Source organism: Lentzea terrae (assembly GCF_003265345.1).
Taxonomy (GTDB): Bacteria; Actinomycetota; Actinomycetes; order Mycobacteriales; family Pseudonocardiaceae; genus Lentzea; species Lentzea terrae.
Genome location: NZ_QFWW01000038.1, coordinates 110,331 through 133,193, shown reverse-complemented (window position 1 = coordinate 133,193; position 22,863 = coordinate 110,331). Strand labels below are relative to the sequence as shown.

The window sequence follows — 22,863 nt, the reverse complement described above, 5'->3', positions numbered from 1 at the left end:
ACGCCGAAACGGCGGCCCGGCGCAAACACGCCGGAACGGCGGCCCCTAAACCAGCCCCAACGCAGCAGGAGCCTTGGGATCCGAATCAGCCAGGAACTGGGAGCACCGCTCCCACTCCTCGTCCTCCCCGATCTCCCGAGCAGCCCGAGCAAGCGCACCCAACGCCCGCAAGAACCCCTGGTTCGGCCGGTGGTCCCAAGGCACAGGCCCGAACCCCTTCCACCCGGACCGCCGCAACTGATCCAGCCCCCGGTGGTACCCGGTACGCGCATAGGCATAGGCAGCCACCGGGTCCCCAGCGTGCAACGCCCGCTCAGCCAGCAATGCCCAGGCCTCGGAGAAGTCCGGATAAGCCCGAACGATCTTGCCGGGGTCCGTACCCCCGTCAGCAGCAGCCTGCGCCTCAGGACGATCAGGCAAACGAGTCGGCTCGGGTCCGAGGAGGTTCTCAACCATGCGGCCATCGTGCCGCACAACTCGAACCTACGAGAGGAAGACCCGCATGACCGCAGCCACAACGGCCAGCATCAGCGCAGTAACCAGCACCCCAGCGATGATCTTCTTGCTCATGGCCAGGCATGGTTCCGCGCTAGCCCGACCAGATCAACGCCGTTCACCCGATCGTGCATACGAATTGGAAACATCAGGGTAAAACCAGGGTGGTTTCGGCTTCCTGGACACCGACCAGCCACGCATGATGTCGGGATGATCCAGGGGGTAAGGCAGTTCCGCGACCAGTACTGGGAGCGGGGTACACCGGGCAGGGACACACCGGCGAAGCTCACGAAGCAGCTCTACCAGCTGTGGCTGGTCGGTCTGCTGCTGAAGCTGATCGGTTCGTCGTGGGACGTCTCCTGGCACTTCAAGTGGCTGCGGGACGACCTGGCTCCGCCGCACCTGATCAACACGGTCGGCACGGTGATCGTGGTCGGGCTCACGTTGTTCCACACGTTCACCGGGTACGGCGTGGACAAGCTGACCCTGCGACTGATGCAGGTCGGCTGCGGGATCTTCCTGGTCGCCCTGCCGATCGACGTGATCAACCACCGCGTCAACGGCCTGGACATCACGTCCTGGTCCGGCTCGCACGCCCTGCTCTACCTGGGCACCGCGGTGATGCTGGCCGGCGCGATCCGCGGCTGGATGAAGTTCTTCCCGCAGGGCAACGCCAGGACGTTCGGGCTGGTCGCGTTGTGGTTCTTCTTCCTGGAGAACATCTGGTTCCCCAACCAGCACCAGGAGTACGGCGTGCGCGCGCTGCAGGCCTACGACAACGGCAGGCCAGAGGCCGAGCCGATCCTGCTGCAGTTCGCCGCCGACCAGCTCGGCATCCCGGTCGGACGCGAGGCGGTGGTGAACTTCGCCCTGCCCATCGCGGACTGGGTCTACCCGGTCTGGGGTCTGGTCGCCGCGGCGATCGTGCTGGTGATCGCGCGCAGGACGATCGACAAGCCGTGGGCGGCCACGGCGGTGGCGGGCGGGTATGTCGCGTACCGGTGCCTGATCTGGCCGTTGCTCGCGGGGATCGACTTCCCGAAGTCCGCGGTGCCGCTGTTCCTGATCGTCGTCGGACTGGCGATCGACGCGGCGCACGTCGTCAAGATGCCCACGCCGGCCGCGGCCGTGCTGGGGTCGGCGGCGGTCACGACGGTCGGGTACGTCGGCATCTGGTTCCAGCAGGAGTACCTGTGGGGCCCGCCGATCGCGTTCGCGTCGGCAGCGGTCACGGCCGTGCTGCTGGCGGTGCTCTGGACGTTCGGCGACATGGCCATCCACCGGCCGGAAACCCAACTGCTCGCCTCACGCCTCAAACTGAGCTGACAAAAAGGGCCCCGGCAAGCGCCGGGGCCCTTTTCACAGCACGAGTCAGCCCGCGATCATGCGGCCCGACGACTTGAGGTGCTCGCACGCCTGGGCGATGCGGGCGGCCATGGCCTGCTCAGCGGCCTTGAGGTAGCTGCGCGGGTCGTAGGTCTTCTTGTTGCCGACCTCGCCGTCGATCTTCAGCACGCCGTCGTAGTTCGCGAACATGTGCGCCGCGATCGGGCGGGTGAAGGCGTACTGGGTGTCCGTGTCGATGTTCATCTTGATGACGCCGTACGACACGGCCTCGTGGATCTCCTCGAGCAGCGAGCCGGAGCCGCCGTGGAAGACGAGGTCGAACGGCTTCGAGCCGGCCGGCAGGCCCAGCTTCTCCGCCGCCACGTCCTGGCCCTGCTTGAGGATCTCCGGACGCAGCTTGACGTTGCCCGGCTTGTACACGCCGTGCACGTTGCCGAACGTCGCGGCGAGCAGGTAGCGGCCCTTCTCACCGGCGCCGAGCGCGTCGACGGTCTTCAGGTAGTCCTCTGGCGTCGTGTAGAGCTTGTCGTTGATCTCGTTGTCGACGCCGTCCTCCTCGCCGCCCACGACGCCGACCTCGATCTCGAGGACGATCTTCGCCTTGGCGGAGAGGTCGAGCAGCTCGCTCGCGATCTGGAGGTTCTCCTCCAGCGGCACGGCCGAGCCGTCCCACATGTGCGACTGGAAGAGCGGGTTGCCACCCTTGTCCACCCGCTCCTGGCTGATCGCGATCAGCGGACGCACGTACCCGTCGAGCTTGTCCTTCGGGCAGTGGTCGGTGTGCAGCGCGATGTTCACCGGGTACTTCGCCGCGACGACGTGCGCGAACTCCGCGAGCGCCACAGCGCCGGTCACCATGTCCTTGACCTTGGTGCCCGAGGCGAACTCGGCACCACCGGTCGAGATCTGGATGATGCCGTCGCTCTCGGCTTCAGCGAATCCGCGCAGAGCCGCGTTGAGAGTCTCCGACGAGGTGACGTTGATCGCGGGATAGGCGAACTCGTTCGCCTTGGCCCGGTCCAGCATCTCCGCGTAGACCTCGGGGGTTGCGATGGGCATCGGTCGTCCTCCTCAGGTGCCCTGAACGCCGTGTCGACCGCATCCTACGAGCACGTGTCACGGGGCCAGCGCGGCGGCCAACTCGGCGTACCTGCCGTTCAACGACTGGATGGCCACGTGGTCCGCCCCTGAATCCAGGTGAGCGCGCAATTTCGCGGCAACCTGAGCCGGGCTGCCCCATGCGACCAGTGCATCGATCAAGCGGTCCGAGCCGGGCGCGGCGACCTCCTCCGGCGAGAAACCCCAGCGCATCCAGTTGTTCGTGTAGTTGGTCAGCGTGAAGTAGTACGCCAGCTGCTCGCGCGCGATGGCCCTGGCCGCCTCCGGGTCCTCCTCGACGACCACGGTGACCTCGGGCGCGAGGATCTTGTCGCCGAGCACCCTCCGCGCCTGCGCCGTGTGCTCGGCCGTGACCAGGTACGGGTGCGCGCCGGCGGTCCGGTCGGCCGCGAGCTTCAGCACCTTCGGGCCGAGCGCGGCGAGCAGCAGCCGGTCCGCGGGCACGTTCAGCCGATCGAGGTACGAGACCAGCTTCGGGTACGGCTTCTCGTAGGCCTGGTCGATCTGCTTGTGGCCGACGCCGACCCCGAGCACCAGCCGATCGCTGCCGATCCGGTGGAACGAGCGGGAGACGTCCTCCGGCTCGGTCTGCCACACGTTGACGATCCCGGTGGCGATGGTCATCGACTTCGTGACGCCCAGCAGCCGCTCCGGCAGTGCCAGGTCCGACTCCGGCGAGCTGCCGAGCCAGAACGTCCCGAAGCCGAGCGACTCGAGCTCGGCCACCTCGTCGACCCGGTCCGCCCACTGGTACCGCGAACCCCACACCCCGAACTTCCCCAACAACTCGCTCATGCTTCTCGGCAACGCGGACTACGGTCCCGTTATGCCGATCTTGAGCACCACTGATCTGAACGTGTCCCGGCTCTGCCTGGGCGGCAACGTCTTCGGCTGGACCGCCGACGAGGACCAGTCGTTCGCCGTGCTCGACGCCTACGTGGACGCGGGCGGGAACTTCCTCGACACCGCGGACGTGTACTCGGCCTGGGCCGACGGCAACTCGGGCGGCGAGTCGGAGACGATCATCGGCAGGTGGCTGGCCAGGCGCACCGACCGCGACCGGATCGTGGTGGCGACGAAGGTCGGCATGCTCGCCGGGTTCAACAACCAGAAGCGCGACACGGTCCTGGCCAGCGCCGAACGCTCGTTGAAGCGGCTCGGCGTGGACCACATCGACCTCTACTACAACCACCTCGACGACCCGAACACGCCGCTCGAGGAGACGCTGGCCGCGTACGACCAGCTCGTGCGGGACGGCAAGGTCCGCCACATCGCGGCGTCCAACTTCTCCGCCGCACGCCTGCAGCAGGCGCTGGAGATCCAGGAGCGCGAGGGCTTCGCGAAGTTCGTGGCGCTGCAGCCGGAGTACAACCTGGTCAGCCGCGCCCAGTTCGAGGGCGAGCTCCAGGAGACGGTCGCGAAGCACAACCTCGCGACGGTGCCGTACTGGTCGCTCGCCAAGGGCTTCCTGACCGGCAAGTACCGGCCCGGCGTCGAGGTGCGGAGCGCTCGGGCGACAGCTGCCTCGAAGTACCTGGACGAGCACGGCCTGCAGGTCCTGGAGGTGCTCGACGAGCTGGCCGAGACGCACGAGACCACGGTCGCCTCGGTCGCGCTGGCGTGGCTCGCCCAGCAGCCCACGGTGGCCGCGCCGATCGCGTCCGCCCGCACGTTGGAGCAGCTCAGCGACCTCGTGCCGCTGCTCACCCTGGAACTCTCCCAAGCCGAGGTGGACCGCCTGAGCGCAATTTAACTTGCCAGTAGCTTACCGGGAGTAGGTTGCGTTACCGTGGCGGCATGGACGTCACGGGCAAGGTGGTACTGATCACCGGCGCGGCCAGGGGCATCGGCGCCGAGGTGGCGAGGCAACTGGCCGCGCGCGGGGCACGTCTCGCGCTCGTCGGGCTCGAGAAGGCCCAGCTCGAAGAGGTGGCGCGGGAAACCGGCGGCAAGGCGTGGGAAGCCGATGTCACGGACTGGGACGCCCTCGAGACCGCGTTCCACGAGGTCGCCGAGCACTTCGGTGCCATCGACGTCGTCATCGCGAACGCGGGCATCGCGGCCACCGGCTTCGTGCGTTCCATGGACCCGAAGGCGTTCGAACGGGTCGTTGAAGTAAATCTGCTCGGTGTGTGGCGCACGGTCCGCACGGCGCTGCCACACCTGATCCGCAGCCGCGGCTACTGCCTGGTCGTGTCGTCGCTGGCCGCGATCGTGCACATCCCCGGCAACGCGGCCTACTCGGCGGCGAAGGCGGGCTGCGAGGCGTTCGCGGACAGCCTGCGCGCGGAGGTCAGGCACCTCGGCGTCGACGTCGGCACCGCGTACTTCTCGTGGATCTCCACGGACATGGTCAACAGCGCCGACGAGCACCCGGTCTTCGGCAAGCTGCGCCAGGGCATGCCGGGCCTGGCCGGCAAGAAGTACCCCGTCCGCAACGTCGGCAGGGCCGTCGTCCGGGGCGTCGAGAAACGTGCGAAGGCGGTCCACGTCCCCGGCTGGGTGGGCGCGCTGAAGTACTTCCGCGCGTTCACGCCGATGGTCGTGGACCGCCAGGCGGTCGAGGAGGTGGCCGACGCGGACCGGCAGATGGCTGCCAGCGACACGTCAGGCCTGGTCGGACCAGGTGGTCAAGCCGCTAGTCGGTGAGCCAGGAGCCGAGCAACGCGTTCCAGACGCGGATCTCCCACTTCGTGATCACGTTCGCCGGGGTGTAGGGGTCGGCGGAGATGATCTCCTTCAGGGTCGTCTCGTCCGCGGCTTCGTAGATGATCAACGCGCCGGTGTCGTCCGCGTACGGCCCGGCCGCGAGGACCACGCCTTTCTCGGACAGGGAGGCGATGTACTCGCGGTGTGCGGGGCGCACCGCGAGACGCTTCTCCCGATCGGGACCGAACACCAATTCGACAGCAAAGCGGGCCATGCGCCCACCGTAGTGAAGCTGACCGGTACCGTCCTACCTTGTGGTTGGCGAAGAAACCCCGCGCACCGTGCAGGACACCCTGACCAACCTGCGAATCAAGGACGGCGTCGCAGGACCTCCCACAGGGCCCCTCACGCTTGAAGACCTGTACAAGCAGCACCGCATGCGCCTCGTCAGGCTCGCGCTGCTGCTGGTGGACGAGCCGTCGACGGCCGAGGACGTGGTGCAGGAGGCGTTCGCCGGACTGCACCGCAACTGGAAGGGCCTGCGTGACGCCCAGGCGGCCGTGGGTTACCTCCGCACGGCCGTGGTCAACGGCTCGCGCAGCGTGCTGCGCCGCCGCAAGACCGCGCGCGACTACACCCCGCCGCACGTGGCGAACGCCCGGTCGGCCGAGTCGCTCGCGATGCTGACGGCAGAGCACCAGGCCGTGGTCAAGGCCCTGCAGCAGCTGCCGCCGCGCCAGCGCGAGGTCCTCGTGCTGCGCTACTACGGCGACCTGTCGGAGGCCGAGATCGCCGAGGCCACCGGCATCTCCAAGGGCACCGTGAAGTCGACGGCTTCCCGCGCGTTGGACGCTCTGCAGAAGATCATGGCGGGGTAGGGAAACCCCTTACCAGGCCGTTTTGCCCGGTGAGAGCGGTCTCACCGGGTAACGTCACGCCCCCAATCCGGTACTTGGTATAGACCAATAGGGCTCCGATGCCGCAGGATCAGTCCTCGTGGCACGCAGACACGTGGTCGCCGTCGACATCGGCGGCACCGAAACCAAGGCGGCGCTGGTCACCGGCACCTCGCAGGAGGTGGCGGCGCAGAAGCACGCCCGCCGGCCGACCCCGGCGCAGCTGGAACCCCTCCTGGCCGTGATCGCCGAGCTCGTCGACGAGCTCCGGCACGCCTCCGAGCACGAGATCGACGCCGTGGGAGTCGTGGCGCCGGGCATCGTGGACGAGGCCAACGGCGTCGGCGTGTACACGACCAACCTGCCGTGGAGCCAGTTCCCGTTCAGCACCGTCCTCACGGAACGGCTGGGCGTTCCCGTCGCGTTCGGACACGACGTCCGCGCCGCCGGGCTCGCCGAGTGCCGCATGGGGGCCGCCAAGGGACTGCGCAACGCGGTGATCCTGCCCATCGGCACCGGGATCGCCGGTGCGCTGCTGCTCGACGGGAAGATCTTCAGCGGCGCCGGCTACGCGGGTGAGATCGGGCACGTGAACGTCGGCCACGGCGTGCCTTGTGCGTGTGGCCAGATCGGCTGCGTGGAGACAGTGGCGTCCTCCGCGGCGATCGCCCGCCGGTACACCGCACGTACCGGCACCCCCGTCAACGGCGCCGCTGAAGTCGCACGCAGGGTCACCGCCGGGGAGCAGGACGCTGTCGCCGTGTGGCACGAGGCCGTGGACGCGCTCGCCAGGGGGATCCTGGTGCTGGCGACGTTGCTCGGCCCGGAGGCCGTGGTGCTCGGCGGCGGACTCGCGCTGGCAGGTGATCTGCTGGTGGAGCCGCTCGAGGAAAGGCTGGACGGGCTGATCGCCTTCCAGCGCCGACCGGAGCTGCGGCTCGCGGCGCTCGGCGACGAGGCGGGCTTCCTCGGCGCGGCGCTGCTGGCCATCGACATGCTGGAGGCGTCATGAGCACGTGGGGTGGACCTGTCGACGTGACCCTGACCAATGGTCGGGTCGTCACGCCGGACAGGGTGCTCGAGAACGGGTGGGTGAGCGTCCGGGACGGCCGGATCGCCGCGGTCGGTGAGGGCGCCGCGCCCGACGGCCCGACCACCGACGTCGGCGGCGGCACGATCGTGCCGGGGTTCGTCGACATCCACTGCCACGGGGGCGGCGGTGACGCGTTCACCAGCAGCGACCCGGCGAAGGTGCGCAAGGCCGCGGCCGCGCACCGCAGGCACGGCACCACGACGTTGCTGGCCTCGCTGGTCTCCCGCCCGGTGCCGGAGCTGGCCGACCAGGTGTCCGCACTGGCCGAGCTGGTTCAGGAGGGCGTCGTCGCCGGCATTCACCTCGAAGGCCCGTTCCTGTCCGCCGCACGTTGCGGCGCGCACGACCCGGCGATCCTGTGCCCGCCGGAGCAGACCGCGGTGACGAAGCTGCTCGACGCGGGCAAGGGCACCGTCCGGATGGTCACCATCGCGCCCGAGCTGGAGGGCGCCGTGCGTGCCGTGCGCCAGCTCGTGGACTCGGGCGTCATCGCCGCCATCGGCCACACCGACGCGACCGAGGCGCAGGTCCGTCCTGCCGTCGACGCGGGCGCATCGGTGGCGACGCACCTGTTCAACGGCATGCGCCCGTTGCACCACCGCGAGCCCGGCCCGATCGGCGCGCTGCTGGACGACGAACGCGTCACGGTCGAGCTCATCTGCGACCTGGTGCACCTGCACCCGACCGCGGTCCGGCTGGCCGCGCACCACGCCGGTCTCCAGCGCACGGTCCTCATCACGGACGCCATCGCGGCCGCCGGGGTGGGCGACGGCGTGTACGACGTCGGCGGGCTAGAAGTCCGCGTGGTCGACGGCGTGCCGACGCTGGCAGGCGGTGCCGCGCTGGCAGGCAGCACGCTGACCATGGACATGGCCTTCCGCAACGCCGTCAACGCCTGCGGACTGTCGCTCGTGGAGGCCGCGTACGCCACCTCGACCCGCGGCGCGGAGCTGCTCGGCCTCGACACCGGCAAGCTCCAGGCGGGATGTGCCGCGGACATCGTGGTGCTCGATGCAGAATTGAAGCCGCGAGACGTGCTGAGCAAGGGCGAATGGGTCAAGGACTAGGTGGATGGCGGACGATCCGGAACGGCTGGTGACCGACGCGTTGCGAGCGCAGGCGACCAGCACGAATGCCGGATTTGCCGTACCCGTCCCGGTTCCTGAGGAACGTTCCGCCCCCATGTCGGTCTGGCTGGTCCTCGGCCTCGCGCTGCTGTTGGGCCTGGCAGCGGGCACGGTGGCCGCAGTGATCACGCTGAGCTGACCTGTACCGTTGTGCCCGTGACGATTGCATTGGGCCCTGACTGGCTGGATCCCGAAAAACTGCTGACGATGCTCGGCCCGTGGATGCTCGTCGGGCTTTGCTTGATCGTCTTCGCCGAGTGCGGACTGCTCGTGGGGTTCTTCCTGCCGGGCGACTCGCTGCTGTTCACGGCGGGTCTCTTCGTCGCGGCGGGGCACATCTCGACGCCGCTCTGGCTCGTCTGCATCCTGCTGACGGTGTGCGCCTTCGTCGGCAACGTCGTCGGCTACTACATCGGCCACAAAGCCGGTCCGGCGTTGTTCAACAAGCCGGAGTCGAAGATCTTCAAGAAGGAGTACGTCGACAAGACGCAGGAGTTCTTCGACAAGTACGGCCCGCGCGCCATCGTCCTCGCGCGGTTCGTGCCGATCGTCCGCACGTTCATCACGGCCATGGCCGGTGTCGGGCGGATGGACCCGAAGAAGTACTTCACCTACTCCGCGATCGGCGGTGTGGCGTGGGCGGCGGGTCTGACGGTGCTCGGCTACTACCTCGGCCAGATCTCGTTCATCAAGAACAACCTCGAGGTCACGCTGCTCGCCATCGTCTTCCTGTCGATCGTGCCGATCATCATCGAGGTGATCAAGGCGCGCCGGGAGAAGAAGTCGCTCCTGCAGGAAGAGGCCGACGACATCACCCAGGTCATGCAGAAGATCGAGGACTGAGGCACTGAGGCCCGTCTGCTGGACGGGCCTTTTTGCTGGCGTGATTTGAATACAGAGCTGTACTGTATTTGTATGGTAACGATCGCGGGGGCGGGCCCGACCGGCTTGGCGCTGGCGTGCGGACTCCGGCAGTTCGGGGTGGATGTGCGGATCGTGGACGCGGCTTCCGGGCCCGCCACGACGTCGAGGGCGCTGGGGCTGCAGCCTCGGGGCGCCGAGGTGCTGGCCCGGCTGGGGGCGTTGGGCGACCTGCCGGACAAGGCGATCCGGTTGCGGTCGCTGCGGATCAACGGCGCGGTGGCGCTGGACATGGGATTTCTGCGGGACGCCGGTCAGTTGATCGTGTCGCAGGCCTGGGTGGAGGAACGGCTGCGCGACCGGTTGTCCGCGCTGGGCGTGCAGATCGAGTGGAACACGCCGGTCGCGTCCGTCTCCGGCTGGGACTGGCTGGTCGGCTGCGACGGCGCGCACTCTGCGGTGCGCAAGATGGCGGGGATCGCGTTCGAGGGCGAGTCCGTCATGGAGAACTTCTTGCTGCGCGACGTGCACGCGCGGTGGGACCTCGACCGCGAGTCCATCCACGTGTTGCTCGACGGACCGCGGATGACGACGCTCTTCCCGCTGCCCAGCGACATCTGGCGGGTGATGTCACCGGACGGCGGGCGGTGGACACCGGGGCCGATCGACTCGGTGGTGTGGGAGTCGGCGTTCCGGATCCACCGGCGGCAGGCTGCGGCCTACCGGCGGGGGAACGTGCTGCTGGCGGGCGATTCCGCGCACATTCACAGCCCGTTGGGCGGGCAGGGCATGAACACCGGGCTCGGCGACGCGGAGAACCTCGCGTGGAAGCTCGCGCTGGTCGTGCAGGGCAGGGCTGCGCCGGCCTTGTTGGACACCTACGAGGCTGAGCGCAGGCCGGTCGCCGCGCGGGTGCTGGCCACGACCACGCCGGCGACCAGGGTGGCGATGCGGCCGGGGCTGGTGAGCGGGGCGCTCCGGGACCTCATGTGGCCGTTGCTGACCCTTCCCGTCGTGCAACGGCGTCTGGTCCGTGCTGCCTCGCAACTGGACGTCCGGTACTCCGGTCCGCTGGCCGTCGGACGGCGGGGAGGACAGCGCGTGCCGGCGTTCGCGCGGGTCGGTCGGTGGGTGCTGGCGGGGCCGGCGACGGGCCTGGAGGTGGCGCGGGAGCGACTTGGGGACGTCGTGCACCATGAACGCGCCGGTGACACGCTGCTGGTGCGTCCAGACGGCCACCTCGCGTGGCGTGGTCCCTCTGAAAGGCTTTCCGCGTGGCTGAACGAAGTGCTGGGCGTCCCCGCGACCCCGAGGCCGACCACGCGATCCTGACGGCGGCCTTCGAGCTCTTCCTGGAACGTGGCCTCGACGGCACCTCGATCGAGCAGGTGGCACGTCGCGCGGGCGTGACCCGCGCGACGGTCTACCGCCGGTTCGCCACCAAGGAAGAGCTCCTGTTCAGCGTGATCGAGCTGCCGCGCACCGTCGCGGCGCTCGATCCCGAACGGATGGCCGTCGCGCCGCCGGAGGAGACGCTGAAGGGCTGGGCTGCGCTGATGTCGACGCCGGAATCCGTCCAGCTGCTGCGCCGGATCGTGGGCGCGTCCGCGGACAACTTCGAGCTGATGCGGCGGTACTGGGACCTGTTCATCGCGCCGCGCCGGGCCGTGCTCTACGAAGTCATCCGTCCCGGTTTCCCGGCCGGGACCGACCTCTCCCTCGTGGTGGACCTGGTCGGCGGCGCCCTCTTCTACCGCGCCCTGACCCGCCCGGAGCAGAACACCCCGGCAGAACTGGAAACTTTCTTGCACAAAGTGTTGCACCAGGTCGGATACCGCCCTTAGGTTGCTGTGGTCTGGACCATTGCCGAAGAGCGATAGAGGCCACTGATGTCTTTGCTCCGCAAGGGATTGGCGGTCGCACTGGCCGCACTTTCCGTCTCACTTGGCGTTGTCCCTGCAGCTGAAGCCGGCCCGCGCAAGATCGTCGGCGCCTACTACGGCAACTGGTACAGCGCCTCGAAGCCGATCTCGTCCATTCCCACGAACACGCCGATCACGCACCTGTTCTACGCGTTCGCACTGATCGAGAACGGCAAGTGCGTGATGCCCGCGGCGACCGCTGCGAAGGACTTCGCCGACATCCGGGATCTGAAGCAGCGCAAGCCTTCCCTGAAGGCGTTGATCTCGCTCGGCGGCTGGGGTGCGGGCGGTTTCTCCGATGCCGCACTGACGGCCGAGTCGCGTTCCGTCCTGGTCAAGTCCTGTGTGGACCTGTTCTTCCGCGACGGCACGTTCGACGGCATCGACATCGACTGGGAGTTTCCGGTCCACGGCGGTCCGACCGAGATCAAGGACCGGCCGGAGGACAAGCGCAACATGACGCTGCTGACCCGCGACTTCCGCAAGGCGCTGGGGAAACGGCTGGTCACCGCAGCGCTGCCCACCGGCCGCCTGCAGACCGACGGCCCGTACGACCCGGCGAAGTCGTTCGAGCTCCGCGAACTGTCGCAGCTCATGGACTTCATCAACGTCATGACCTACGACATGGGCACCGGTTTCTCGCCCGTGGCCACGTTCAACGCGCCGTTCCGCGAGGTGGCCAACGACCCGATGCCACCTGCAGACCGGCGCTGGAACAACGTCGTCGGCGCCATCAACTACTACCAGCGGCACGGCGTCTCGCCGCGCAAGATGGTGCTGGGCGTGCCGTTCTACGGCCGCGGTTTCAACGTGCAGACCGAAGGCCCGCAGCACGGCCTCTACCAGGCCTACGACAGCGCGTTCTGGGTCGACGGCTACGAGGAGGCGTTGAAGCTCAAGGCATCTCCGGGCTGGCAGGAGTACTGGCACCCGGTCGCGCAGTCGCCGTGGCTGTACAACGCGGCTGAGAAGAAGTTCGTGTCGTACGAGAACCCGCGGTCGATCGGGATCCGCGCGGACTTCGCAAAGACTCGTGGCTTGCTCGGCACGTTCATGTGGGAGCTCGGGCACGACGACGCCCAGTACTCGCTGCTGAAGGCGATGTCGCGCTAACGGGTTTGAGTCTGACGCAACGTCAAGGTGTTGGTTGAACGGCATGACTGACACCACTCGACGTGAAGTGCTGGGTTGGCTGGCAGGGCTCGGTGCGGCAGCAGTGCTCGCACCGGGCCGGGCCAGCGCTGCTGTGGCTGTTGATGTCACTAGCGTCACCGCACTGCGAGGCGTCACGCTCGTCGACTCCGCACGCGTTGTCCCCAACGCCACCATCGTGCTGGCGGACAACAAGGTTCTCGCGGTCGGGTCGCGCGACCTGCCGCTGCCGCGCGGCTCCACGGTGCTGGACCTGCCCGGCAAGTTCGTCATCCCCGGCCTGTGGGACATGCACGTGCACGGCGCGTACCTGGACCGCATCACGTTGTCGCTGTGCCTGGTCAACGGCGTGACGGGCATCCGCGAGATGTGGGGCTTCCCGCCGATCTACGAGCTGCGCGCGCGAATCGAACGCGGCGAGGTGTTCGGACCGCGGTTGGTCGTCGGCAGCACGATCATCGACGGCCCGCACTCGACGTTGCCCGGCGCGCAGATCGTGGCCACGCCGGACGAGGGCCGCCAGGCAGTGCGGGACGCGAAGACCCAGGGCGCGGACTTCGTGAAGGTCTACTCGTACCTGGACCGTCCCACGTTGACGGCCATCGCGGACGAGTGCGCGCGGCAGGACATCACCTTCGCCGGGCACTGCTCGAACCACGTGGCTCTGGGGGACGCGAGCTCGCTCGGCCAGCGCACGTTCGAGCACATGTACGGCCTGCCGCTCGCGACCAGTACGCGTGAAACCGAGCTGCGCCAAGCGATCGCGGACCTGCCGCTCGACCCGGCGAACTCGTTCGCGTGGTTCAAGCAGGTGCTGGAGTTCGAACGCGCGGCGGCTTTGTCGCACAGCAGGTCGAAGGCGGTGCGGGTGGCAAACGTGCTGCGGCGCAACGGTTCCGCGTTGTGCCCGACGATGGTGGCGATGCGGGTGTACGCCAGCCCCGCGGACCGGTACGCGAACGACCCGAGGCTGAGGTACATGCCCGCGTTCTACCGGGACTTCTGGCGGGACAACCTGAACAACTGGGCACCGGTGACACCGCAGGAGATCCGGCAGCAGGCCGAGTTCTTCCGGCGCCGCATGGACCAGGTCGCCGAGATGCACTCGCACGGCGTCGAGGTGCTGCTCGGCACGGACGCGGGCAACCCGTACGTGTTCTCCGGCTTCTCGGTGCACGACGAGCTGGAACTGCTGGTGGAAGCGGGCCTGTCCCCGAAAGCCGCTTTGCAGGCGGGCACGCGCAACGGCACGCTGCAGCCCGGCGCGGACGCGAACCTCGTCGTGCTGGACGGCAACCCGGTCAAGGACATCTGCAACACGCAACGGATCCACGCCGTGCTGACGCGGGGCAGGGTGCTCGGACCGGCGGAACGGCAGCAAATGCTCGCGGACGTGGAAAAGGCCGCTCAGGAGCCGTTCCCGCCTGCCGTGCGGACCTGCTGCTAGAGGCTGAACATCGAGCCGGGGTTGAACAGGTTCTCCGGGTCCAGCGCGCGTTTGATGTCGCGGTGCACCCGGAGGCCGACCGGTCCGATCTCCTTCGCCAGCCACTCGCGCTTGATCTTGCCGATGCCGTGCTCACCGGTGACCGTGCCGCCCAACGCGAGGCCCACGGCGAGGATGTCGTCGAACGCCTTCTGCGCCCGCGCGAACTCGTCCGCGGAGGTGGGGTCGTAGACGATCGTCGGGTGCATGTTGCCGTCGCCCGCGTGGCCGACGACGGCGATCTTGAGGTCGACCTCCTTGGAGATGTCCTCGCAGCCCTGGATCAGCTCGGCGATGCGGGTGCGCGGCACGCACACGTCGTCGGTGAGCCACGAGCCGTAGACCTCCAACGCGGTCAGCACCGCCCGACGCGCGGTCAGCAGGTCGCGGCCTTCGTTGATGTCGTGCGTCGCGTAGACGAGGTCGGCTTCCGCACAGATGGTCTCGATCTGCTGCAGCTCGTGCCTGGCCTGTTCACCGCCCGCGTCCGACTGGCAGATCAGCAGCGCCGCGCAGCCGGGCCCGGCACCGATCTCGGTCTTCAGGTACTGCTCGACGGCCTCGATCGAGGTCCGGTCCATGATCTCCATCAGCGACGGCACCAGGCCCTCGCGCACGATCCGGCTCACCGCGGCACCGGCCGTGGCGGTGCTGCTGAACGCGGCGACCAGCGTGGCCGGCGCCTGCGGGAGGGGCTTCAGAGCCAGCGTGGCCTTGGTGATCACGCCCAGCGTGCCCTCGGAGCCGATGAAGAGCTTGGTCAGGTCGTAGCCCGCGACACCCTTGACCGTGCGCCGGCCCGTGCGCAGGACCTCGCCGTCGGCCAGGACCACTTCGAGCCCCAGCACCGAGTCGGTGGTCACGCCGTACTTCACGCAGCACAGGCCGCCTGCGTTGGTGGAGAGGTTGCCGCCGATCGTGCACCAGTCGTAGCTGCTCGGGTCCGGCGGGTAGAACAGGCCGTTCTTCTCGACGGCTCCGCGCAGGTCGAGGTTGATCACGCCCGGCTCGACGACGGCGAGGCGGTTGTCGGCATCGATCTCGACGATGGCGTCCATCTTGGTCGTGACCAGGACGACGCAGCCGTCGATGGCGTTCGCGGCCCCCGAGAGGCCGCTGCCCGCGCCACGCGGCACGATGGGGACGCGGTGCCGTGCACAGGCACGGACGACCGCCTGGACCTGCTCCGTGTTCAACGGGAACACCACCGCCAGCGGGCTGCCGTGCGGCGCCAACGGCATCATGTCGCGCTGGTAGCTCGCGGTGACATCGGCGTCGGTGAGCACACCACTGGAGCCGAGTGCGGTGCGGAGTTCGGCGAGCAAGGTCTCCATGCTCCCACGCTAGTCCGATTCGACTGGTTCACTCGAAGGTGATCTCAACGGAAGGGGAGTTCACGTGGTGACCGAGCGTGCTCAATGCAGATTTCGTGATCCCGTTAGACCGATGTCGCCGCGCCGCCCGCGCAGCACGACGTAGGCTGGTTCACCGTGGCGCATGCTTTTGCCTCGCTGGAGACCGCAGGTCCGGTGGCCGTGTGGGTCATCGTGCTGAGCTTCATCTTCTTCGAGTGCGCGTTCATCTTCGGGTTGTTCCTGCCCGGTGACTCGCTGCTGTTCGCGGCCGGCGTCGTGCTGGCCTCGCACAACAGCGAGCTGTCGGCGTGGGCGTTGTCCGGTGTGGCGCTCATCGTGGCCGTTGTCGGCAACCAGGTCGGCTACTACATCGGCAGGCACACCGGTACGCGCGTGCTGGCCCGCAAGGGCGGCAAGGTGCTGAACCGGAAGAACCTCGAACGAGCCGGTGAGTTCCTCGACCGGCGCGGGTTCTGGGCCGTCGTGCTCGCGCGCTGGTTGCCGTGGGTGCGCACGCTGGCGCCGATGATCGCCGGTGCGGCTCGCATGGACGTCCGCAAGTTCACGCTGGCCACCACCATCGGTGCCATCGCGTGGGTGCCGACGCTCGTGCTCGCCGGCTACTACGGTGCCGGCATCCTGCAGCAGCTGCCGTGGCTGGAGACGGCCGCGCTGATCGTCAGCATCGCGTTCTTCCTCGGCGGCACCGGGTGGGGCATCTGGCGCTACCGGCAGGAGATGCAGAAGCCGATCGACGAGACCAGCGAGGACCTCGAGCACCTCAGCCACCACCACCCGCACCCGCACCCGAGCAAGTAGCTACAGCACCTCCGTGATCAGCAGGTCCGCTGACCCCTTCGACGAGTTGACCATCAGCGCGTTGACGTGGTCGGTACCGTGCAGCACGCGTTCCTCCGCCTCCGACAGGGTGCGCCCGTACCGCAGGTGGCGGTCGATCAGCCGCTGCACGCGCACGTCCTCGTCGATGAACAGGAACCAGGCCTCGTCGAGGATGATCCGGACGCGCTTCCACTTGTCGTAGTTGAGCAGCAGGTAGTTGCCCTCGGTCACGACGAGCGGGACGTCCGGGTGCACCGGCACCGCGCAGGCGACCGGCTCCTCGATCTCGCGGCGGAACTCCGGCGCGTAGATCATGTCCGGCCCGCACGCCTTGATCCGGCCGAGCAGGTCCACGTAGCCGGGGATGTCGAACGTGTCGGGCGCGCCCTTGCGTTCGACCAGCCGCAACCGTTCCAGCTCCCGCTGCGCGAGGTGGAAGCCGTCCATCTCGACGAGCACGGCCTGGCCGTCGAGCGCCTCGACGAGCCGGCGCGCGAGCGTCGACTTGCCGGAGCCGGGCGCCCCGCCGATCCCGAGGATCTTGCGCTCACCCTGGTCGGTGAGCACTCGAGCCCGTTCTAGCAGCTCGTCGAACCTGACCTGCTGTCCTGCCACCGCGCCAACCTCTCAACCCAGTCCCCGACCGCACCGACCCGGACCGCCGCCGCCTCCGACGCGAAGCCGATGGCCGCGACCGGATCCGCACCTGACGCCAGCGCACAGGCGTACGCGCCGTGCCAGACGTCGCCGGCACCGTTCGTGTCCTTCACCTCCACCGCGGGCACGGGCACCTCGCCGGTCGAGCCGTTCCGCGACCAGGTCACCGGATTCGCACCGTGCGTGCGAATGACCAGCGGCACTCCGTACGAGTGCACCTCGGCCTCGGACCGCTCGAACCCCGAACTGCAGGCAGCCACGTCCACCAGCGGCAACAGGTGATCGAGGACAGGTTTCCAGCTCCCGGCGTCGAGCACCACAGTCAATCCCCGTGCTTTCGCCTGCTGAGCGACGGGGATCACCAGGCCGTCGTGGTGTCCGTCCAAGAGCACGACGTCCGCGGCGTCGAGCAGAGCGGACAAATCCGGCGCAACGACCGGCACCGACGCGTTGCGGGAGACGACCGTGCGCTCCCCATCTGCGGCTCTGACGACGACCATGCTCACGGGCGTCGTTCCGGCCACGGCGGTGACTTGGACCGGGTCCAAGGATGCCCGGACGAATTCACCCAGTGCGTCGGCACCCAACGCGGTGAGCAGTGCCGACTGACCACCGAGAGCCGCGACGGCACGGGCCGCGTTGGCCGCAGGACCGCCGGGCGAGAGTTGTGCGTCGAGCGAGCGGACCTTCTCGCCGGGCTCCGGGAAGGCATCCACCCGTTGAGTCACATCGAGAGTTGTCAGCCCGACACACAGCACGGCTGCCATCTGGGCTTCCTCCAAACGGGTAAGGTCCCTGGCCATGGTCACCATGCGGGATGTCGCGGCTCTCGCGGGGGTCTCCATCACCACGGTGTCACACGTGATCAACGAGACCAGGCCGGTAGCCGGTGACACGCGAGAGCGCGTCCAGAAGGCGATCGACGAAACCGGGTACACGGGTGACGCCATCGCGCGATCGCTGGTCATGGGCGGCACGAAGTCGCTGGGCCTCGCGGTCTCGCTGGTCTCCCACCCGTACTTCGCCGAGCTGATCGCCGCCATCGAGTCGGAAGCGACCCGCAACGGCTACTCGCTCGTGCTGATCGACACCAGGGACACCCCCGAATCCGAGCAGACCGCGGTCAGAATGCTGCGCTCACGCCGGGTCGACGGACTGCTGCTCACACCGACGGCCGCCGCCGGTGGAAGCCTCGTGCTGCCGGAACTCAAGCGGCTCGGCATCCCCACGGTGCTGGTGGACCGGCTGACCGTGGCCAAGGACATCGACCAGGTCGGGCCGGAGAACGTCCAGGCCACCTCGGGTCTGGTCCGCCACCTCGCCGAACTGGGCCACCGGCGGATCGGCATCGTCTGCGGCAAGGCCGGTGTGGCGACGACCGAGGAACGCATCCTCGGCTACCGGCTCGGCCTCGGCCGTGCGGGGCTGAAGTGGGACGAGGCGCTGGTGTCGCAGAGCGGCTGGCTCGCGCCATTGCTCGACCAGGACGACCCGGCGACCGCCGTGGTCGCCGCCGATCACCTCGTCACGGTCGGGATGCTGCACGAAATGCGCGCTCGTGGCCTCAAGCTCGGCACGGACCTCGCGGTCGTCGCGTACGACGAGGTCGAATGGGCGACGTTGATCGAACCGCCGCTCACCACGCTGGCCCAGCCGGTCGAGGAGATCGGCAGGACCGCGGTGAAGCTGCTGCTGTCCCGGATCGCCGACCCGGAGCGGCCGCCGGAGACCATCCGGCTGGCGCCCTCGCTGATGCACAGGCAGTCCTGCGGATGCTGATCCCCGGCCTCGTCTCGGTGACGTTCCGGCAGCTGACCGTCGAGGAGATCGGCGACCTGGCGACGGAGTGCGGGCTGCAGGCCGTGGAGTGGGGCGCCGACGTGCACGTGCCGCCCGGTGACTTCGCGGCGGCCCGGCGGGCGCTGGACACCGGGCTGAAGGTGGCGGCGTACGGGTCGTACTACCGGGCCGGCGTGTCCGATCGCGGTGACCTGGCGGCGATCCTGGAGACCGCGGCCGAGCTGGACGCGCCGCTGGTCCGGGTCTGGGCCGGCACCGCCGGGTCGGCCGAGTGCCCCGACCGCGGGCCGGTGATCGAGGCGTTGCAGCACGCCGTGGAGCACGCGGACGCGATGGGCACGCGGATCGCGTTGGAGTACCACCGGAACACGCTGACGGACACGCTCGACTCCGCGGTCCAACTGCTCGACGAGGTCGACGGCGTGGTGCCGTACTGGCAGCCGCGCGGAGGCCAGGACGTGTTCTCGGCCGTGCACGAGGTGCGGACGCTGGAACCGGTGACCGCGCACGTGTTCTCGTGGGGTTCCGGCGGTTACGAGGACCGGCTGCCGCTCGCCGCGCGCCGCGACCTGTGGAAGCCGGTGCTGACCGAACTCGCGCGCGACGGGATCGAGCGCAACGCGTTGCTGGAGTTCGTGCTCGACGACTCGCCGGAGCAGTTCCGCGAGGACGCCAAAACCCTGTTGAGCTACCTCAAGCCGTGACGTCGAGGCCGTGCCGTTCGAGCAGAGCGGCGGCCTCCAGGCACATCCAGCCGCCGAGCTGGACGGACAGGTCGCGGCCTTCCCGTTCGTCCGCCGGGACCGTCCACTCCGGACCGAACAGCGGGCCGCTCACCGCCATCACGCGGTTGAGCCACGCCGCCTCCGCGGACTGGATCACGAGCTCCCTGGCCAGGTCGGCGGTCTCGTGGCGCTCCGGGTCCAGCTCGGGGATCGTCAGCGCGGCCTTCGCCAGGTAGCGGGTGAGGATGCCCGCGAACAGGCCGCCGTCGCCGCCGCCCTGGCCCCTGATCACGCCGTTCGTGGCCAGGTCGTCGTGCACCGCGGTGATCGTGCGGGCGGCCTTGCCCAGCCACTTCTCCTGCTGCCCGTGCTGGGCCAGCTCGACGCACGCGCCGATCAGAACTCCTTGGCAGTACGTGTAGATGTTCTTCTCGTACTCGCGGATCTCGCCGTTGGGGTGGACGTGCAGGCCGTCCCAGGCGAGGCCGCTTCCGGGGTCGACGAGGTTGTCCTCGATCCAGTCCACGGTCGACCTGGCACGGGCGAGGTCGGTGCGTTCGTTCTGGCGGGCCAGGAAGATCGCGGCCGGACCGTTGGCGGGCACGTTCTTGAAGTCGTCCTTGCGCTTCCACCAGATGCCGCCGCCGGCGTGGTCGGTCCAGCCGTCCCGCAGCTGCTCCGCGATCGCGTTGAGCGCCTTGGGCTTCGCGATGCCGAGGTGCTTTTCGGCGCGTTGCAGGGCGAGGCCGAGCCACGCGATGTCGTCGTAGAAGTCGTTGGTCCAGCCCAGGACGTTGCGCATCCGGATGCCCCGCACGACCTTGGTGATGGCGGTCTTGCGCAGCTCGCTGGGCGAGCGCAGGTAGCCGTCGATCATGCAGTCGAGCAGGTGCGCCTGCCACCAGTAGCTGAAGCTGAGGTGCAGCTTGTCCCTGACGAGCGCAGGCCAGGCGCGTGCACCGAGCAGCGTGCCCGGCACACCCCAGACCCGCCGCAGGTGCCTGGAGTACACCGCGCGCTCCGCGACGCCCGCGCGCGCCGCCAGCAGTTTCGCGATCACCACGGGATCATGGTGAGTGCTTGACCGGTCAAGAAGCTCGGTGAATCGCCCAGTGGTAGAGGCCCATGGCCACAGAAGTTGTCAGGTTGTAACTGCTGACCTTCGCGCGCATCGGCAGCCGGACGATCCTGGTGGCCTTCTCGCGGACCTCTTCGGAGAGGCCGTGGCGTTCCGAACCGAACGCCAGCACGGCGTTGTCGGGGATCGGACCCGCGAGGAGATCGCCGTCGGCGTCGAACGCGATCAGCTCGCCCGGGAAGTCGAGGCTGGTGGCTTTGGCGACGGGCAGGGCGAAGTGCAGGCCGGCTGATCCACGCAGCACGTTGGGGTGCCACGGATCCACGTCGCCGGTGGACAGCACGCCACCCGCGTCGAGACCGGCCGCCACCCGGATGGTGGCGCCGAAGTTGCCCAGGTTGCGCGGGTTGTCGAGCAGGACGATCGGCGCGTTGCGATCGAACGGCAGGTCGGGTTTCTCCGCGAACCCCGCCACCCCGGTCGGGTGCGTGCGGCCGGCCCGGAGCTTGAAGTGCTTCTCGTCGACCTCGGTGGCGCCTTTGAACTGCTCGACGAGGTCCGGCGCGTGCGTCTCGGCGAGGCTGATCGCGGCGCTGAGGTCCGTGGTGAGCAACGGGTGCACGTCGGCGCCGAAGCGCAACGCGTGCTTAACAGCGTGAAAGCCTTCGAGCAGCACGGCCGCCAGCATAGAAGCCGATCCACGAGGCCAGGACGATCGCCCCGAGCACCAGCTGCACGAGCGTCGTCGCGCTCTGCGGGTACCAGACGCCGTCGATGTAGTGGTCGATGAACCCGGTCTCCAGCAACGGCATGCCCGCCTGCCCGCGCAGCTCGTTCTCCAGCACGGTCAGCGGGCACGTGAGATCGATCGTGAGGCTGAGGATCGCCCACACCGCGACGGCGAGATGCGCGTAGATCACGCCCCGCCAGCGCCACGCGACGAACCCTCCCAGCACGATGAACGCCAGGAAGGCGAAGTGCAGAACCACGACCGCTTCGACGAGCACCCTGGCCATTCGCACCACCCCGCCCTCCAGACTAGGGCGGGGTAGCTCGAAGCGCTCTCGATAAAACCTCTCAGGCGAGCCCGAGGTCGTTCAGGTCCAACAGGTACCGGTACTGCAGCCCCTCGGCCTCGATGGCTTCCTTGGCTCCGGTGCCGCGGTCGACGACCGTGGCGACCCCCACGACCTCGGCACCGTGCTCGCGCAACGCCGTGACAGCGGTCAGCACCGAACCGCCGGTGGTGGAGGTGTCCTCGACGGCGAGCACCCGCTGGCCGCGCACGTCGATGCCCTCGATCTGGCGCTGCATGCCGTGGGCCTTGCTGGCCTTGCGCACCACGAAGGCGTCGAGCACGTCACCAGCGGCCGCAGCGGAGTGCATCATCGCGTAGGCGACGGGGTCGGCACCGAGCGTGAGACCGCCCACAGCGACGAAGTCCCAGTCGCTGGTGAGCTGGCGGAGGAGCTTGCCGATCAACGGGGCCGCCGCGTGGTGCAGCGTCGCCCGGCGGAGGTCGACGTAGTAGTCGGCTTCCTTGCCGCTGGAGAGGGTCACCTTGCCGTGCACCACGGCCAATTCGCTCACCAGACGAGCGAGTTCCGACTTCGCGTTCGCGTCCAAGACCACTTCAGTTCGCACGGGTCGCTAGCTTCGCACACATGGGCGATCGGTGCCGCATACCCTGCATCACCGTGAGCCTGCTGAACACCGACACCCTCTTCGTGGAACACCAGTTCAACTTCCTGAGCCTGCTCTTCCGGCCGCACTACCGGGTGCAGGTGTTCGACGAACGGGACATGCCGCTCGCCGGCGTCGCCGAACGTTCCGGGCCAGGTCTGCAGCGGCCGTTGCGCTACACCGGCTTCTCCGGGTGGACGTCGTTCGACCTCGTGGTCACCGCGCCGCACGGGCAGCCGTTGCTGCACATCCGCAAGCCGTTCGGGCGCAGGCCGCACATCCGGGTCACCACTCCCGACGGACAGGCCATCGGGTCGTTGCGCCAAGAGAGCGTCCGGCGGCAGGCACTGCACGACGCGCACGGCACGCGGGTATGCCTGCTCGGCGACGTCGCCCAGATTCACACCGGTCACCGCGCCAAGCGGCACGGGCAGCGGGTGCGCCGGGACGTGGTGCGCATTCGTCCCGGCCTCACCGAACCGCTGCGGTCACTGGCCGTCGCCGGCGCCCTCGCCTTCGACATCGCGCGGGGCAAGGGCACGGCTCAGATCGACCAGAGCATCGACATCGTGCCCTGA

Annotated in this window: 27 protein-coding genes; 16 read left to right on the top strand and 11 right to left on the bottom strand. The window is 68.7% G+C overall.

The features are described 5' to 3' along the window. Nucleotides 1-45 precede the first annotated feature (45 nt). Nucleotides 46-456, bottom strand: coding sequence for a DUF3151 domain-containing protein (locus DI276_RS47355; RefSeq protein ID WP_045315667.1), 411 nt, complete (start codon nt 454-456; stop codon nt 46-48). 249 nt (nt 457-705) lie between these two features. On the opposite strand from DI276_RS47355, the gene DI276_RS47350 reads away from it, so the two are divergent. Next, the gene (locus tag DI276_RS47350; RefSeq protein WP_112276677.1) at nt 706-1,821 is read left to right on the top strand and encodes a hypothetical protein; all 1,116 of its coding nucleotides are present in this window, start codon (nt 706-708) and stop codon (nt 1,819-1,821) included. A 45-nt stretch (nt 1,822-1,866) separates the two neighbouring features. Here DI276_RS47350 and fbaA read toward each other — a convergent pair whose 3' ends face one another. Both fbaA and DI276_RS47340 read right to left on the bottom strand, forming a co-directional pair. Beyond that, a complete protein-coding gene (gene fbaA, locus DI276_RS47345) occupies nt 1,867-2,901 on the bottom strand; it encodes a class II fructose-bisphosphate aldolase (protein WP_112276675.1) in 1,035 nt (344 codons plus the stop codon). A gap of 57 nt (nt 2,902-2,958) precedes the next feature. Continuing rightward, nucleotides 2,959-3,756: an LLM class F420-dependent oxidoreductase gene (locus tag DI276_RS47340; RefSeq protein ID WP_112276673.1), complete on the bottom strand. Its 798-nt coding sequence runs from the start codon at nt 3,754-3,756 to the stop codon at nt 2,959-2,961. A 31-nt stretch (nt 3,757-3,787) separates the two neighbouring features. Here DI276_RS47340 and DI276_RS47335 point away from each other — a divergent pair, with 31 nt between their 5' ends. Then, nucleotides 3,788-4,714: an aldo/keto reductase gene (locus DI276_RS47335; RefSeq protein WP_112276767.1), complete on the top strand. Its 927-nt coding sequence runs from the start codon at nt 3,788-3,790 to the stop codon at nt 4,712-4,714. A 44-nt stretch (nt 4,715-4,758) separates the two neighbouring features. Beyond that, complete coding sequence (locus DI276_RS47330; protein WP_112276671.1) at nt 4,759-5,610, top strand: SDR family oxidoreductase; 852 nt, start codon at nt 4,759-4,761, stop codon at nt 5,608-5,610. Here DI276_RS47330 and DI276_RS47325 read toward each other — a convergent pair. Continuing rightward, nucleotides 5,600-5,884 (bottom strand): YciI family protein, encoded by a 285-nt coding sequence (locus DI276_RS47325; RefSeq protein ID WP_112276669.1) that lies wholly within the window; start codon nt 5,882-5,884, stop codon nt 5,600-5,602. The genes DI276_RS47330 and DI276_RS47325 overlap by 11 nt on opposite strands. A 40-nt stretch (nt 5,885-5,924) precedes the next feature. Here DI276_RS47325 and DI276_RS47320 point away from each other — a divergent pair, with 40 nt between their 5' ends. The 9 genes from DI276_RS47320 to DI276_RS47280 all read left to right on the top strand — a co-directional run bounded on the left by DI276_RS47320 (nt 5,925) and on the right by DI276_RS47280 (nt 14,108). Then, on the top strand, nt 5,925-6,488 hold the full coding sequence (locus tag DI276_RS47320; protein ID WP_086661329.1) for a SigE family RNA polymerase sigma factor: 564 nt from the start codon (nt 5,925-5,927) through the stop codon (nt 6,486-6,488). Between the two features lie 118 nt (nt 6,489-6,606). After that, nucleotides 6,607-7,518 (top strand): ROK family protein, encoded by a 912-nt coding sequence (locus DI276_RS47315; protein WP_232837411.1) that lies wholly within the window; start codon nt 6,607-6,609, stop codon nt 7,516-7,518. Further along, nucleotides 7,515-8,666 carry an N-acetylglucosamine-6-phosphate deacetylase gene (nagA, locus tag DI276_RS47310; RefSeq protein WP_112276665.1) on the top strand — a complete coding sequence of 384 codons (1,152 nt, stop codon included), beginning with the start codon at nt 7,515-7,517 and terminating at the stop codon, nt 8,664-8,666. The genes DI276_RS47315 and nagA overlap by 4 nt, the downstream gene beginning before the upstream one ends. Nucleotides 8,667-8,670: 4 nt before the next feature. Then, nucleotides 8,671-8,865 carry a hypothetical protein gene (locus DI276_RS47305; RefSeq protein ID WP_112276662.1) on the top strand — a complete coding sequence of 65 codons (195 nt, stop codon included), beginning with the start codon at nt 8,671-8,673 and terminating at the stop codon, nt 8,863-8,865. Nucleotides 8,866-8,933: 68 nt separating this feature from the next. Continuing rightward, entirely contained in the window at nt 8,934-9,569 is a 636-nt protein-coding gene (locus tag DI276_RS47300) for a DedA family protein (protein ID WP_112276765.1), read from the top strand. 72 nt (nt 9,570-9,641) lie between these two features. Continuing rightward, the gene (locus tag DI276_RS47295) at nt 9,642-10,919 is read left to right on the top strand and encodes an FAD-dependent monooxygenase (protein ID WP_112276660.1); all 1,278 of its coding nucleotides are present in this window, start codon (nt 9,642-9,644) and stop codon (nt 10,917-10,919) included. Continuing rightward, a complete protein-coding gene (locus tag DI276_RS53205; RefSeq protein WP_112276658.1) occupies nt 10,862-11,431 on the top strand; it encodes a TetR/AcrR family transcriptional regulator in 570 nt (189 codons plus the stop codon). Before DI276_RS47295 ends, DI276_RS53205 begins: the two co-directional genes overlap by 58 nt. 45 nt (nt 11,432-11,476) lie before the next feature. After that, nucleotides 11,477-12,622, top strand: coding sequence for a glycoside hydrolase family 18 protein (locus tag DI276_RS47285; protein ID WP_112276656.1), 1,146 nt, complete (start codon nt 11,477-11,479; stop codon nt 12,620-12,622). Nucleotides 12,623-12,665: 43 nt separating this feature from the next. Next, entirely contained in the window at nt 12,666-14,108 is a 1,443-nt protein-coding gene (locus tag DI276_RS47280) for an amidohydrolase family protein (RefSeq protein WP_112276654.1), read from the top strand. Here DI276_RS47280 and DI276_RS47275 read toward each other — a convergent pair. Then, the gene (locus DI276_RS47275) at nt 14,105-15,481 is read right to left on the bottom strand and encodes an FAD-binding oxidoreductase (protein WP_112276652.1); all 1,377 of its coding nucleotides are present in this window, start codon (nt 15,479-15,481) and stop codon (nt 14,105-14,107) included. The genes DI276_RS47280 and DI276_RS47275 overlap by 4 nt on opposite strands. Nucleotides 15,482-15,637: 156 nt before the next feature. Here DI276_RS47275 and DI276_RS47270 point away from each other — a divergent pair, with 156 nt between their 5' ends. Next, nucleotides 15,638-16,321, top strand: a complete 684-nt coding sequence (locus DI276_RS47270) for a DedA family protein (protein WP_112276650.1) — start codon at nt 15,638-15,640, stop codon at nt 16,319-16,321. On the opposite strand, the gene DI276_RS47265 is transcribed toward DI276_RS47270, so the two are convergent. Both DI276_RS47265 and DI276_RS47260 read right to left on the bottom strand, forming a co-directional pair. Further along, on the bottom strand, nt 16,322-16,957 hold the full coding sequence (locus DI276_RS47265) for a nucleoside/nucleotide kinase family protein (protein ID WP_112276648.1): 636 nt from the start codon (nt 16,955-16,957) through the stop codon (nt 16,322-16,324). It lies immediately after the preceding gene. Next, nucleotides 16,921-17,766: a PfkB family carbohydrate kinase gene (locus DI276_RS47260; protein WP_112276646.1), complete on the bottom strand. Its 846-nt coding sequence runs from the start codon at nt 17,764-17,766 to the stop codon at nt 16,921-16,923. Before DI276_RS47260 ends, DI276_RS47265 begins: the two co-directional genes overlap by 37 nt. 34 nt (nt 17,767-17,800) lie before the next feature. On the opposite strand from DI276_RS47260, the gene DI276_RS47255 reads away from it, so the two are divergent. Next, entirely contained in the window at nt 17,801-18,778 is a 978-nt protein-coding gene (locus DI276_RS47255; protein ID WP_112276644.1) for a LacI family DNA-binding transcriptional regulator, read from the top strand. Continuing rightward, nucleotides 18,772-19,503: a sugar phosphate isomerase/epimerase family protein gene (locus tag DI276_RS47250; RefSeq protein WP_112276642.1), complete on the top strand. Its 732-nt coding sequence runs from the start codon at nt 18,772-18,774 to the stop codon at nt 19,501-19,503. The genes DI276_RS47255 and DI276_RS47250 overlap by 7 nt, the downstream gene beginning before the upstream one ends. Here the strand turns inward: DI276_RS47250 and DI276_RS47245 are convergent. The 4 genes from DI276_RS47245 to pyrE form a co-directional block, all read right to left on the bottom strand. Then, the gene (locus tag DI276_RS47245) at nt 19,493-20,587 is read right to left on the bottom strand and encodes a glycoside hydrolase family 76 protein (RefSeq protein ID WP_112276640.1); all 1,095 of its coding nucleotides are present in this window, start codon (nt 20,585-20,587) and stop codon (nt 19,493-19,495) included. The genes DI276_RS47250 and DI276_RS47245 overlap by 11 nt on opposite strands. Before the next feature lie 25 nt (nt 20,588-20,612). Further along, nucleotides 20,613-21,278, bottom strand: coding sequence for a TrmH family RNA methyltransferase (locus DI276_RS47240; RefSeq protein ID WP_232837410.1), 666 nt, complete (start codon nt 21,276-21,278; stop codon nt 20,613-20,615). Beyond that, nucleotides 21,250-21,618, bottom strand: coding sequence for a DUF2784 domain-containing protein (locus tag DI276_RS47235; RefSeq protein ID WP_112276636.1), 369 nt, complete (start codon nt 21,616-21,618; stop codon nt 21,250-21,252). Before DI276_RS47235 ends, DI276_RS47240 begins: the two co-directional genes overlap by 29 nt. A 61-nt stretch (nt 21,619-21,679) precedes the next feature. After that, a complete protein-coding gene (gene pyrE, locus DI276_RS47230; protein WP_112276634.1) occupies nt 21,680-22,234 on the bottom strand; it encodes an orotate phosphoribosyltransferase in 555 nt (184 codons plus the stop codon). A 65-nt stretch (nt 22,235-22,299) separates the two neighbouring features. On the opposite strand from pyrE, the gene DI276_RS47225 reads away from it, so the two are divergent. Then, nucleotides 22,300-22,863 carry an LURP-one-related/scramblase family protein gene (locus tag DI276_RS47225; protein ID WP_112276631.1) on the top strand — a complete coding sequence of 188 codons (564 nt, stop codon included), beginning with the start codon at nt 22,300-22,302 and terminating at the stop codon, nt 22,861-22,863.